This window comes from Stenotrophomonas sp. FW305-C-20-S1 (assembly GCF_058783335.1).
Map to the genome: position 1 here is coordinate 57,971 of NZ_JBYTEK010000022.1, position 12,927 is coordinate 70,897.

Annotated in this window: 12 protein-coding genes; 8 read left to right on the forward strand and 4 right to left on the reverse strand. The window is 67.1% G+C overall.

Annotated features, from left to right (window positions below):
• Nucleotides 1-92: 92 nt before the first annotated feature.
• On the forward strand, nucleotides 93-254 hold the full coding sequence (locus AC3WTC_RS13235) for a hypothetical protein (protein ID WP_164745118.1): 162 nt from the start codon (nucleotides 93-95) through the stop codon (nucleotides 252-254).
• Nucleotides 255-308: 54 nt separating this feature from the next.
• Here the strand turns inward: AC3WTC_RS13235 and AC3WTC_RS13240 are convergent, their stop codons facing one another.
• Nucleotides 309-935 carry a YiiX/YebB-like N1pC/P60 family cysteine hydrolase gene (locus AC3WTC_RS13240; RefSeq protein ID WP_492711616.1) on the reverse strand — a complete coding sequence of 209 codons (627 nt, stop codon included), beginning with the start codon at nucleotides 933-935 and terminating at the stop codon, nucleotides 309-311.
• A 207-nt stretch (nucleotides 936-1,142) separates the two neighbouring features.
• Between AC3WTC_RS13240 and AC3WTC_RS13245 the strand changes: the two genes are divergently transcribed.
• From AC3WTC_RS13245 to AC3WTC_RS13260, 4 genes are all read left to right on the forward strand, one after another.
• Nucleotides 1,143-1,661, forward strand: coding sequence for a hypothetical protein (locus tag AC3WTC_RS13245; RefSeq protein WP_492711618.1), 519 nt, complete (start codon nucleotides 1,143-1,145; stop codon nucleotides 1,659-1,661).
• Nucleotides 1,662-1,714: 53 nt separating this feature from the next.
• Entirely contained in the window at nucleotides 1,715-2,290 is a 576-nt protein-coding gene (locus tag AC3WTC_RS13250) for a hypothetical protein (protein WP_492711619.1), read from the forward strand.
• Nucleotides 2,291-2,404: 114 nt separating this feature from the next.
• The gene (locus AC3WTC_RS13255; RefSeq protein ID WP_492711620.1) at nucleotides 2,405-4,129 is read left to right on the forward strand and encodes a peptidoglycan-binding protein; all 1,725 of its coding nucleotides are present in this window, start codon (nucleotides 2,405-2,407) and stop codon (nucleotides 4,127-4,129) included.
• Between the two features lie 178 nt (nucleotides 4,130-4,307).
• Complete coding sequence (locus AC3WTC_RS13260) at nucleotides 4,308-5,720, forward strand: TPM domain-containing protein (protein ID WP_492711621.1); 1,413 nt, start codon at nucleotides 4,308-4,310, stop codon at nucleotides 5,718-5,720.
• A gap of 1 nt (nucleotide 5,721) precedes the next feature.
• Here the strand turns inward: AC3WTC_RS13260 and AC3WTC_RS13265 are convergent, their stop codons facing one another.
• The 3 genes from AC3WTC_RS13265 to AC3WTC_RS13275 all read right to left on the reverse strand — a co-directional run bounded on the left by AC3WTC_RS13265 (nucleotide 5,722) and on the right by AC3WTC_RS13275 (nucleotide 8,435).
• Nucleotides 5,722-6,393, reverse strand: a complete 672-nt coding sequence (locus AC3WTC_RS13265) for a VOC family protein (protein ID WP_080149628.1) — start codon at nucleotides 6,391-6,393, stop codon at nucleotides 5,722-5,724.
• Nucleotides 6,394-6,511: 118 nt separating this feature from the next.
• A complete protein-coding gene (locus tag AC3WTC_RS13270) occupies nucleotides 6,512-7,573 on the reverse strand; it encodes an alpha/beta hydrolase family protein (RefSeq protein ID WP_492711629.1) in 1,062 nt (353 codons plus the stop codon).
• Between the two features lie 34 nt (nucleotides 7,574-7,607).
• Nucleotides 7,608-8,435, reverse strand: coding sequence for an AraC family transcriptional regulator (locus tag AC3WTC_RS13275; RefSeq protein ID WP_492711623.1), 828 nt, complete (start codon nucleotides 8,433-8,435; stop codon nucleotides 7,608-7,610).
• A 187-nt stretch (nucleotides 8,436-8,622) separates the two neighbouring features.
• Between AC3WTC_RS13275 and AC3WTC_RS13280 the strand changes: the two genes are divergently transcribed.
• The 3 genes from AC3WTC_RS13280 to AC3WTC_RS13290 all read left to right on the forward strand — a co-directional run bounded on the left by AC3WTC_RS13280 (nucleotide 8,623) and on the right by AC3WTC_RS13290 (nucleotide 12,857).
• A complete protein-coding gene (locus AC3WTC_RS13280; RefSeq protein WP_132823774.1) occupies nucleotides 8,623-9,006 on the forward strand; it encodes a hypothetical protein in 384 nt (127 codons plus the stop codon).
• 144 nt (nucleotides 9,007-9,150) lie between these two features.
• Nucleotides 9,151-11,556, forward strand: a complete 2,406-nt coding sequence (locus tag AC3WTC_RS13285; protein ID WP_492711625.1) for a TonB-dependent receptor plug domain-containing protein — start codon at nucleotides 9,151-9,153, stop codon at nucleotides 11,554-11,556.
• A complete protein-coding gene (locus AC3WTC_RS13290; protein ID WP_492711626.1) occupies nucleotides 11,556-12,857 on the forward strand; it encodes an aminotransferase class V-fold PLP-dependent enzyme in 1,302 nt (433 codons plus the stop codon). The genes AC3WTC_RS13285 and AC3WTC_RS13290 overlap by 1 nt, the downstream gene beginning before the upstream one ends.
• Nucleotides 12,858-12,927: the final 70 nt, after the last annotated feature.

Sequence of the window (12,927 nt, forward strand, 5' to 3'; positions counted from 1 at the left end):
GGGTGTAGCCCGCTCACAACGCATGGTTAACCCATCGCTGCCGACGATGGCCCCGTCCACCGCATTCCGCGCGTGGCATTTGGAGATCGGACATGGCACAGCAGAACCAGAACCCGAACCAGAAGCAGCAGGGCCAGCAGAACCAGCAGGATCAGCAGCAGGGGCGCGGCCGCGACCAGCAGCAGCAACAGCAGCAGGAACAGCAGAAGCGCAACCAGAACCAGCAGCAGGGCGGGCAGGACGAGGAAGAGTGATCCTGGCAGCCGCCATCCATCACCGACGAAGCCCCGCCCCGCGCGGGGCTTCGCTTATTTCAGTACGCCGATCCGCTGCAGCACCGGTGCTGCAGCCATGTCGTTGGGGTTGGTACCGGGCAGGCCCTGCGGCACCTCCATGCCCATGCCGCGATACAGATCAACCCAGTGCCGGGAGATCTCACCGGTCTGCGGGTTGCGGAAGTTCATCGGCTGCAGTGCGAACACATGGTGCGCACGGAACGCGCGCTCGATGAAATCCGAGCAGTAGTAACTGTCGTCGTTCAACACGTAGGCAGTGTTGTACGGTTTGCCCAGCATCGTGCGCGCGGTGGCCACGGCATCGGCGATGGCATTGTCCGGCGGCGCACGCAGGCGATAGACCACGATCTGCCGCTGCTTGCCTTTCGCGTCCTCGCGGAACTGTTCCAGCGTCTGGCGGCGCGAGCCCTTCTCATCGGCGTGCAGCACCTCCCAGCCCTGCGGTGCGGAAGCCACCAGCGCGACATGGTCGAAGCTGGGCGCGCCTTGTTTTCCGGTCGCATCGTCGATGGCCGCACTCAGGCCGCCATGGCCGGCGGTGACGAACAGCAGGTCGCCTTCCTGGACCTCCAACGCGGCCACCGAGCAGGGCCACAGCGCAGGTACCAGCAGGGATAAGACAAGCAGGAATACGCGCATCGGGCCAAGGTCAAAGCGGGGGGGCGGGGTAGTCTAGCGGCAGCCGCGACGACGATGGCTTCAATAGTAATGTGATATCCATCTCATTTCTGAGTGTCGGGATATTCCTGACAGCGTGTGTTGAAACTGAATTGACAAAGGCATGGCTATCCTTGCCTCCCTACCGCGCCGGAACCGCGCGCGACCGCCCGGAATCAGGAGGATCCCGTGAACCAGCTTCGCCCCGTTGCCCTGCTTGCCCTTGCGTTGGGGCTTGCGCTGTCGGGCTGCAAGCCCGCCCCGCAGGCTGCCCCCGCTGATGCCGCCGCACCCGCTCCGACCAGCACGGCCACGACGCCCGTCGCACCGGGCGCCACGACCGCGGCAGAGGCCGCTGGCAACTGCCCCCATCCGGTCTTCGACGAGTTCCTCAAGCACTTCGGCAACGAGATCGCGTTGCAGGAAACGTCCACGGCCGATCCGCTGCTGGACAGCCACATCGACGCCGAAGCCGAGCCGGAGCCGCGCGCGGTGGAGGAGAAAGTGCCACTGGCCAAGGTCGAATGGCCGGTGATGCCGGATCCGGCCACGCTGCAGCGGCAGGGTCGCCAGATGCAGGTCACCCGCCTGCCCGACGGACAGGTGCAGGTGCAGATGCGCACTCCCGATACCAGCGACCAGCAGACCTACACCTTTGCCCAGAAGCCGTGCTGGCAGCTGGTCAAGCGTGAGGACGAATCGATCTGATCCTCCGCGCGACCGCCTGCGGGGGTCGCGTGGTTCACCCCAAGGAGCATCGCATGCGCCTGTTTTCCGTTGCCCCCGTGCTGGCCCTGATGCTCGCTGCCTGCAGCGGCCCGGAGGCATCCGCGCCGGCGGCGACCCCTGCTTCTTCGAACCCGGCAACGACGCCGGCCGCACCTGCCGCCGCGGCCGCATCCCTTCCCACCTCCCCTACGCGCGATGAGACCGGCATGCATATCGATTGCCAAGGCACCCGCCTGCACCTGGCGGCCCTGCCCACCCAAGACACGGACGCTTCCCGGCTGACCACGCTGGAAATCGAAAAGGACGGCACACGCCAGGCCATTGCCGTACCCAAGGAAATGGACGGCTACACCGCCGTCGGCCTGGCCTGCGTGCAGGACCGGAGCGGCACGCCGTATTTCGTCGTGCAGTACGGTGAACTGCCGTTCGGCTGCAGCTTCTGCGAGTGGTACTACCTGTACGACGCCAGTGGCCGCCAGCTGACCCACAGCACGCCGCCGCTGCGTGGCACGGAAGGCGATGAGCAGGAGCCCAACAACGACGAGTACGAGAAGCTGATCGACACGCTCGGCATCAAGCACCCGGAGGTGAACTACATCGAAGACTGAGCGCAGCGGCAGGACGTCGCATGTGCGCTGCGAGCGCAGTACCGCAACACCGGAAGTACCAGGAGCAGTACCCCTTAAGGAAATTCCCTTTTTCATAGAATGGATAGCACAGACATGGCAGACATCTACCAGGACATGGTCCAGCCCCGCGGGGCGGCCTACAGCAGTGACCGCATCAAATCGTGGAGCCACTACCGCGAGCCGATCGACCAGAGCGACGGGCGCCTGCACGGGAACTCCCGCCGGTGGGGCGATGCGACCCCGGAGATACAGTCACGGGTGATCGACACGCTCATCGAGTCGGCGCGCGAGAAGGGACTGACCCCGCGCGAAACCGCACACGTACTGGCCATCGCCCGCGTGGAATCGGGATTCAACCCCGATGCTGCCGCAGGCACCACCTCGGCCTCGGGCCTGGGCCAGTTCATCGACAAAACCGGCAATCACTACCACCTCAACAACCGCAACCGCTTCGACGTCGGCGCCCAGTCCAATGCATTGGTTGACCACTACATCGACAACCGCAACCTGGCACACAAGCGCGGCCAGGGCGAGGAATACATCTACAAGTACCATCACGATGGCCCGACCCGCGATTACGGCGGCCTCAACCTTTCCGAAAAGAAGGTGATGCCATACGTGGACAGGTACGAGCAGTTCGTGGAGCAGCGCCTGGCGCAGACCCACGGCCAGTCCCATGGTGGACAGACCGCAGCCGCCGTGGGCGCCGCTGCACAGGCGCAGGCCAAGCCGGCAGCGGCACATGCTGAAGGCCAGACCCGCAACTTCGAGCAGACCATGCAGGTGATGCTGCCCCCGCAGAACGGGGTCAAGCCGCACGTTACCGGTGAGTTCGGCGAACACCGTGCGCACAAGCCGCACGGCGGCACCGACTTCAACTACGTCGGTGGCCAGCACGGCCGCAACCTGCAGCATCCGACCGTCAATGCGCCGATTTCCGGCACGGTGACCTTTGTCGGTGGCGACTACGGCACGGTGAAGATCAGAGATGCGCAGGGCAACTCGCACGAGATCCTGCACCTGCAGTCGACCCAGGTGAAGGAGGGCCAGCCGATCAAGGCCGGCGAACCGATCGGCACCATGGGTGGGCGTGGCCCCGGTGGTGCAGGGCAGTATGCCCAGCACGTGCATTACCAGTTGAAGGATCCGCACGGCAAGCTGGTCAGCCCGCAGGATTTCTGGGACCAGGGCAAGCTGAAGGAAACCGGCAAGGGTGGCCATGCGCACGATGGCGACCACGGCGGTGTACTGCGCCAGGGCGCCAAGGGCGAGGAAGTGACTGCCATGCAGAAGGAGCTCAACCGCTTGGGCGTGCGCGACAGCCACGGCAACCGGCTGAGCGAGGATGGCAACTTTGGTGCCAATACCCGCGATGCGCTGACTGCCTACCAGAAGCAGCAGGGGCTCTCCGCCGACGGCGTGGCCGGTCCGGCCACGCTGGGCAAGCTGGCCGAAGGCCGCAGCCATGCCGAGGCGGCGCCGAAAGGGCCGCAACTGGGCGACAAGGCGCATCCGGATACGCCGCTGCACAACGCGATCCGCGGCCACATGCCGGGCATGATCTGCAACGAGATGGCCGCCCATGTGACTGCCCAGGCCAAGGCCGCCGGCATCGATTCGCCGGAGAAGCTGCAGGGCGTGACCTTGCAGGATGGCAAGGCATTCGTGATGGGCACCGTTCCCGGCTTCCGCACTGCGGTGGACATGACCCAGACGGCGCCAAGCGTGCAGGAGACCAGTGCTGCACTGCTGGCCAAGCATGAGCCCTCGCAGCAGCACGTACAGGACGAGCAGCAGCGAGTGGCCATGGGCCGTTGACCGCTGCCTGACAAGAGGTGTGTGGTAAAGGAGGCCGGCCGGGGCGACCCGGCCGGCTTTTCCCTTTCCGGGGTGAGGAAATACACGGATGCCGTTCCGAAGCATGTGTACCACCGTCATTGCCGAGCAACGGGTCGGCCCCACGTCGTGCTCTGCACGTGCAGAGCGCGGAAGCGCCATGAGCCCGGTGCCGCAGGCGCGCGTTGCCAGGCCGTGGGCATGGCTTGCACTGCTGCTCTGCCTGCTGCCGCTGCTGGCGCTGGCGGCAGCCCCGGTCCCAGCGTTGAATGACCCGGTGGTGGACACCGCCAATGCGCTGTCCGCCAGCACCCGCGCCGCGCTGCGCGAGCAGGCATTGCAGCTGCAGGCACGCAAGGGCGCGCAGCTGCAGGTGCTGGTGGTGCCCAGCGTTGGCGAGGAAGGCATCGAAGCTTATGCGCAGCGGGTCTTCGACCAATGGCAGCTGGGCCGCGCCGGTGTCGATGACGGCGTACTGCTGCTGGTGGCGGTGCAGGATCGGCGTGTACGCATCCAGACCGGCTATGGCCTGGAAGGCACCATTCCCGATGCCTATGCCGCGCGCATCATCGACAAGGCGATCGTGCCGCGGCTGCGCGAGGGAGACCTGGACCAGGGCGTGCTGGACGGCACCGAGGTGCTGGTGGCGCTGGTCGACGGCGAGCAACTGCCGCCCTGGGAAGATACGTCGGCACGCAACGTGTTGCCCGCGGACTGGCGCACGGGGGATTCGGTCGTCGCGCTGACGTTGCTGGCGGGCTTCGTGGCCGGTCTGTGGCGATCGCCACCGCGTCTGCTGGCGACGAGGACCGAAGCTGATTTCATCGGTAACCGCCGCGAGCGGCGGCGCAAGGCACTGGCAGCCAATGCGGCGATGCCCAGGTCAACGTGGCCGACATTGCCTGCGTGGGGCAGACCGCTGCTGGTGACGGCGGTGATCGCCGCGGGGGGGCTTTCTGCGTCGCTGCTGCTGCCGCGCCACGTGCTGCCGGCGTTGGTCTTCGTGCTGCTGCCCGCCGTACCGGTGGCAACCCTGCTGGGCTGGTGCTGGCGACGCAGCGGCGGCGTACGCAACGTGCTGTACGGCATGCTGGCCGTCAGCACCGGCTTCTTCGCGGTGATGCTGGTACGCGGCCAGTTGCCGCCCAGCCTTGCGCTGCACACGCTGCTGAACCTCGCGGTCGGCATCGCCGCCATGCTGGTGTTCTTCCTGGTGCAGGCCGGTCGCGCGCGTTGGCGGAAGAACCGCAACAGCTTCGCCATCCGCTTGGTGGTGCTGGTGCTGCTGAGCGGTGGCTATGCGCTGGGCGCGCTGCTGGCCATCGACCGTGCCGGCGACGAGAACGCCCGCGTGCTGGCGACGATCGTGTCCAGCATGGGCACGCTGTTCCTGTACTTCATCTGGGTGTTTACTCTGCTGCCCGGCGAAAAAGCCCGCGGCGGCCGGGGGTCGTCCAGAGGCTACCGCTCCTCGTCCAGCACCTCGTCGTCCAGTGCGTCCTCGAGCAGTTCCAGCGACTGGTCCGGTGGTGGCGGCCGCAGCGGTGGCGGTGGCGCCTCGGGCAGCTGGTAACTCAGGCCGCCTGCACCCGCCAGCCCAGCGCGGCATCGTGCAGCTCGCCGCTGCCGCTCACATCGGCCACCTGCAGCTGCAGGCCCTGCGCGTTGGGCAGGTCCTTCTGCTCGGGGAACCAACGGCGATCGGCAGCGACCACGATCAACAGGCCCTCGTCATCACCCATCGGCGCGAACTGGGGCGACGGCGGGCTGATCGGCCGCAGGCCGAAGCGCTGGTTGGATTGTTCGCGCACCGCATCGACATCATGGCTGGGCAGGCCGACCTCGCTCAGGCAGGTCAGTTCGCTGCCATGGAAGGCGCCACTGCGGTCGCTGGCCGGCAAGCGCCTGCGGCCGATCAGTTCCAGTATCAGGCCATCGGGTCCGGTGAAATACACCGATTGCGACTGCCAACTGCTTTCCAGTGCGAAGTAGTCCAGCCCTTCCGGATTGCATTGCAACGGCGTGCGTGCGCGCAGCCAGCTCATGGCGTCGGCGAAGCGGTTGTCCGGCACATTGAAGGCCAGGTGCACGCCGCCTACCGGACGGCCATTCGCCGGTTGCAGCTGGATCGTGCTCCAGCCAATGCGGACCTGGTCGCCGGCCACCTCCAGCTGCAGCACGTCGCGGAAGTACGCGGCGACGCTGGCAACATCGGATACCGGCAGAGAAAGATGCAACAGGCGCATGATCGATCCTCCGTGGAGCGCTGGGTGCAGTGTAGTCCCGCGCATCTTCGCGCCGCGTCATCACCTGTGCAACGAATCGTTGTTGCCAGCCCTGGCATCGAGCCGTGCTCGACTGTCTTCAGCGCAAGGCTTCCCCGAAGAAGCGCACCGCGTCTTCCACCGCCACCGCATGCGTCTGCACCTTCGGTACCGCAGTCATGCACAGCGCCTGCAGCCGCTCATCTGCCAGTGGCGTGCAGGCAGACAGGAAATCGTAGTGGCCGACACCGGGCAGCGCGTGCAGCGTTGCTTTCGGAATCAGCGCCACCGCCACATCACCGTTGGTCACCGGCGGCGCCACTTCATCCGCTGAACCCAGCACGATCATCACCGGCTGCCGCAACACCTTCAGCTGCTTCGGTGCAAACGCCTGCACGATGGCGGGCGCCAGCACGAACACCGCGCGCACGCCGGCAATCGAACGATCATCCTGTGCATGCTGCACGTACGGTTGCAGTTGTGGTGACGCCGCCGCAGCAAGACGCGTCGCCATCGTATGCGCGGCCGCTTCCTGCTGCGGCCTGCACACGCCGTCGTCCGGGTGCGCCTGGCAGAACGCCAGCAGCCGCGTCATGTCCGGCCGTGCGCCGGCGCTGAGCAGTGCGGTGAAGCCACCGGCGGAATAACCCACCACGCCCAGCCGCGACGCATCAACATGTGGCCCCAGCTGCGGGTCGGCCTGCACGGCCGCCAGCGCCGCCTTCAGGTCGTCGGCGCGCAGCCAGGTCAGCACGCTGCCGGCCAGCGTCATCTCATCGGCGCCGTTGTTGCCGGGGTGGTCCACGGCGATCGCCAGGTAGCCAGCCCGCGCCAGCGCGGTGCCCAGCCACCCCATCATGCGCGCGGTGCCGCCATTGCCATGCGACAACAACAGGGTTGGCAGGCGCCCGCCGGCAATGGGGGCATCCTTCGCCGCGCGCCCCACCTCGAACAGCGGCGCATCCGGTGGCCCGATGGTCAGCGGCGTTTCTTCGCTGCCTGCCATTGCCGGGTACCACACGGTGAAGCGCAGCACCTCGCGCCGAGCACCGTCGCGGATCGCCGCGCTGCTCAGCGTTGTCACGCCATGACGTTCACCGGCAATGGTGGGAGCGGCCGCCATTGCCATCGGCGCCAGAGCAGCCAGCAGCAGTGTCAACATCCATCGTGTCGCGCGCATCATCGGTTTCTCCGGGTCAGTCAGGACGGTGATCGACCGGCAGCCAGATCTCCACGCCGCCATGGCCGGTATGCTCGTCGAAGCGGGTGTCGTAGCGTTCAAGATCCGGCGCGTTGGCCAGGTGGAGGTCGCTTGCCGGCAGGTACTGGTCCAGCAGCCAGAACCAGGTCGAGCGGATTGTGGAGATATGGCCGCCATGCCAGGCCACCAGGTAACGGCGCGCAGGCACATCCACCCGCTGCCAGTGTGCAGGCACCGATGGCAGTGCATTCACCGGCAAGGCTGCGATGTAGTCGAAGCCACCCTCGTCGTCGCTGTTGCAGCACACACCGAAACTGACCGGCGCCGGTGTTGGCCATTCGCGATTGAGCTGTGCCCACTGCCCGGGAATCGCACCGCCGCTGTCGCGGCTGTGGCGCATGCCGATGCCGGCCACCTGGAAGGGCGTGCAGTCGATCAGCCTGGGCGCCTCGGTGCAGGCCTGTGGCGCGTCGTCGAGGCGGATCGCGTGCACCAGTGCCAGTTCCTGCAGGCCCCGCTCGCGCACGCGCTCCGGGGTCTGCCCGAACTGCTCGCAGAAGGCACGGGTGAACGCGGCATGCGTGCTGTAGCCGGCTGCCAACGCCACCTGCAGGATGTCGCCGGCACCGTTGGCCAGCTGTTGCGCGGCGGCGGTCAGGCGACGTCCACGCAGGTAGCGCACCACCGAGGTGCCGGTGCGGGCCTGGAACAGGCGTGACAGGTGGAAGGGCGACAGTCCGGCGGCTGCCGCGATGTCGGCCAGCGCCAGCGGCTTGTCGACATGGCTTTCGATGTACCACAACGCTTTGCCGGCTGCGCTCATCGCGCTTTCCCTCGTTCGAATGCCGGGCAGCGTACCGGATCGACGGGGTGGGGCGCTTAGCAGTTCTTGCGCCGGCAGGGCTTTGCGTTTGCCGTTGCACCGGCAACAATGCGGTCTTCATGGACACGATCGAGGCCAGGGACATGCCGGAAGTCACCGCTATCAGCCAGACCGCGCAGATCGCCGCATGGTGATGATCATTGCGATTGCCCTGCTGCCGGCGCTGCTGCCACTGGCGCTGCTGGTGCTCATGTGGCGGCGGGCACCGCGCTGGCGCGGGGACCCCTGGCTGTACCGGGTGATGTTCTCATTGCTGGCAGCACTGCTGGCGCCCACGTTGTTGATGGCAGGCCATGGCGGCCTGCCGTGCCCCACCATCGGTGGCCTTGTGCTGGTGCTCATGGACCTTGAGTGGATCGGCCAACTGCAGGTGAACCTGATTGCCTTCGGAACCGAGGACACTGCCATCCTCTCCGCGCCTTTCCTGTTCGTTTTCGCGATCGCGCTGTTCATCCCGCTGCGCACGGCGCGGCCCGCCGTCTTCGGCTTCGACGACGACACTGCCGGATAGCACAGAGCCCGGCATGGGCGGCGGCTGCACCTCCAGCGGTCGCAACTGTCGTCTCCACGTCATCGCTGCTTCACATCCCGCCCCGAGACTGCGCGCCTTGTCCAGGTCCCACCTGGCCCTGTCGTGCCTTCCCGGAGTCCTGCCGTGCATCGTTCGAAGCTGTCGCGTTCCATCCTCCTCGCCCTTGGTCTGGTCAGCGCAGGAGGCGCGATCGCTGCAGATGCCGGAACGGCAGGCACCAGCAGCAGTGGCAACGCCGCTGCGCCCGCCCAGCTCGATGCGATGCTGGTCACCGGTACCCGTGCCTCCAACCGCACCCAGTTTGAAACCCTGGCGCCGGTGGACGTGTTCACCAAGCAGGACATCCAGTCGGTCGACTCCACCGACCTGAAGGACGTGCTGGCGCAGCTGGTGCCTTCGTTCGTGGTGCAGCGCCTGCCGATGGCCGATGGCCAGGTGTTCGTGCGCCCGGCCACGCTGCGTGGCCTGTCGCCGGACCAGACGCTGGTGCTGGTCAACGGCCGCCGCTTCCATCGCAGTGCCTTGCTTGGCAACCGCGGCGCACAGGCCGCCGACCTGGCGCAGATTCCAACCAGCGCCATCAAGCGCATCGAAGTGCTGCGCGATGGCGCGTCGGCGCAGTACGGTTCGGATGCCATCGCCGGTGTCATCAACATCATCCTGGAGGACAGCCCGGGCACCGAGATCACTGCGGGCTATTCGCAGTACGCGCAGGGCGATGGCGGCTCGCGCGACTTCAGTGCGCGCACCGGCTGGGCGCTGGGTGACTACGGCAGCCTCGCCCTGTTCGCCGAATCGTCCAACTCCGACGCCACCTCACGCACGCGCCAGCGTCCCGACGCCATCGCCTTCCAGGCCGCGCATCCCGAACTGGACGTGCCCAACCCGGTGCAGCGCTGGGGCCAGCCGGAGCTGGAAAGCCGCCGCGTGGGCTTCAACCTGAAGGCCAATGCCAGCGACACCCTGGAGCTGTATGCCTTCGGCCTGTACAGCCACAGCGACGGCGTCAGCGATTTCAACTGGCGCAACCCCGATACCACCACCGGCGCGTACCGTACGACCAGCATCTTCCCGGGCTGGAACCTGCGCTCGCTGTATCCGGTGGGCTTCAGCCCGCAGTACGGCAACACCCAGAACGACCTGCAGCTGGTCGCGGGCCTGCGGGGTGAGATCACGCCCAAGCTGCGCTGGGACCTGAGCGCCTCGTATGGCCGCAATGCCATCGACTACAGCCTGGACAACTCCATCAACGCCTCGTTGGGCCCGGACAGCCCGACCTCCTTCGACCTCGGCCGGCTGACCCAGACCGAGAAGAACGCCAATGCGGACTTCAACTACGAATGGGACGTGGCTGCGCTGTCGAAGCCGGTCAACGTCGCCTTCGGTGCCGAATTCCGCCAGGAGACCTACCAGGTGCGCGCCGGCGACCCGGCCTCGTATGCGGTAGGCCGTGGCGCTGCGGCGGGCCTGGAAGCCAATTCCAATGGCGCGCCGGGCTTCTCGGCCAGCCAGGCCGGGCAGTGGAGCCAGCGCAGCAAGGCCGCCTACGTGGACATGGAAGTGCCGCTGGGCGAGCGCTGGAGCATCGGCGCGGCCGGTCGCTATGAAGACTTCTCCAGCTTCGGCAGCACGGTGGATGGCAAGCTGTCGGCACGTTTTGCGATCACCCCGGACGTGGCGCTGCGCGGCACGCTCTCCACCGGCTTCCGCGCGCCCACGCCGGCCCAGCTCAACACCACCAGCACCACCCAGGGCCTGGACACGCGCACGCTGCAGATCTTCACCAGCGGCCGCCTGTCGCCAAGCGATCCGTTGGCGCAGCTGCTGGGTGCCAAGCCGCTCACCCCGGAAGAATCGCGCACGGCCTCGCTGGGCCTGACCTGGCGCACCGAGCTGGGCCTGTCCGGGTCGGTGGATGTCTACCGGATCACGCTCAGCGACCGCTTCAGCCAGTCGGCCAGCTTCGCCATTCCGGCCGGCACGCCGAACCCGCTGGGCTATACCTCGGTGAACTACTTCACCAACGATTTCGACACCACCACCACCGGCGTGGATGTGGTCGGCAACTACCTGCGCGACCTCGGCGCAGGGCGGATGACGCTGACCCTGGCTTACAACTACAACCAGACCCGCGTCGACAACGGCAGCACCTCGGTGGCCACCAACGAGACCCAGCGCGTGCTGTTCGAAGACCGCCTGCCCGAGCACAAGGGCAGCTTCACCGGCAGCTGGGACATCGGCGCGTGGTCGTTGATGGCACGCGTGCGCCATTACGGCAAGTGGACCGACTCCACCGGCAATGCCACCGGCGATATCTACCAGCAGTTCGGTGCGATGACCTTCCTCGACTTGGCCGTGGGCTATCGCATCAACGAACACCACAGCCTGCGCGTGGGCGCCGACAACGTGTTCGACCGCTACCCGGATGAAGCCACCTTCCAGGCCAGCCGTGGCCTGATCTATTCGCGCAACGCGCCGTACGACACCGACGGCGCCAACGTGTACGCGCAGTACCGGCTGACCTTCTGATGGACAGCCGCCGCCGTTCCCTGCTGCGTGCCGGCGCGCTGCTGCCGGCCAGTGCGGCGCTTGCCGCGCTGGCTGCTCCGACGGCCGCGCGCTACGCTGTGCCGATGGACATTCCTGCACCTTCCACGACGCCGGATGTGCTGGCCCGTGACGAGTCGTACTGGGCCGCCGTCGCCAGCCACTTCGACATCACCGATGAAGTGAACCACCTGGAGAACGGCTACTGGGGCGCGATGGGCAAGCAGACCCTGGCCAGCTACCAGCGGCATACCGCCGAAGTGAACCGGGGCAATGCCTGGTACGGTCGCCACGCGTTCCCGGCGCAGTACGTGGCCGTGCATCGGCAGGTGGCCGACATGCTTGGCGTCGGCGCCGACGAGATCGCGCTGACCCGTGGCGCCACCGAAGCGATGCTCGCGCTGATCGGCGGCTACAACCGGTTGGCCGCGGGCGACCAGGTGCTGTACGCCGACATCGACTACGACAGCATGATCAACGCGATGCGTTGGCTGCAGCAGCGTCGTGGCGTGCAGGTCGAGCGCATCGCACTGCCGGTGGTGCCCACCCATGAGCAGATCCTGCAGGCCTACGATGAGGCGTTCGCGCGCCTGCCGCGCCTGAAACTGTTACTGCTGACCCAGGTCAGCCACCGCCATGGGCTGGTGCTGCCGGTGGCCGAGCTCGCCGAGCGTGCGCGGGCGCGCGGCATCGATGTGATTGTCGATGCCGCACATGGCTTTGGCCAGATCGACTACGCGGTGCCGGACCTGAAGGCCGATTTCGTTGGCATCAACCTGCACAAGTGGATCGGCGCACCGGTGGGCGTGGGCGCGATGTACGTGCGCAAAGGACGCGTGGCCGACCTGGATCCGTACATGGGCGAGACCGACGACGGCCGCGTGGGCAGTCGCGTGCACACCGGCACGGTCAACTTCGCCGCCTATCTGGCGCTGCCGGAGGCCATCGCGCTGCATCAGCGCATCGGCGCAGCGAACAAGCAGGCGCGGCTGCGCTACCTGCGTGAGCGCTGGACGGTGGCGGCGCGGCAGATGGCGCATATCGAGGTGCTGTCGTCGCCGGATCCGGCGTTGGCCAGTGCATTGGCCAGCTTCCGCCTGCGTGGCCATGCCTCGGTGGAAGACAACCTGGCGCTGCAGAAACGGCTGCTGGATGAACATCGGATATTCACCACCCATCGCGATGGCCTGGACTCCGGCGCCTGCGTGCGGGTGACACCATCGGTGTTCACCCGCCCCGCGCAGATGGATGCGCTGGTGCAGGCGTTGGCCGCGCTGGGGTAGTGGGGGGGGGGGGGGGGGGGGGGGGGGGGGGGGGGGGGGGGGGGGGGGGGGGGGGGGGGGGGGGGGGGGG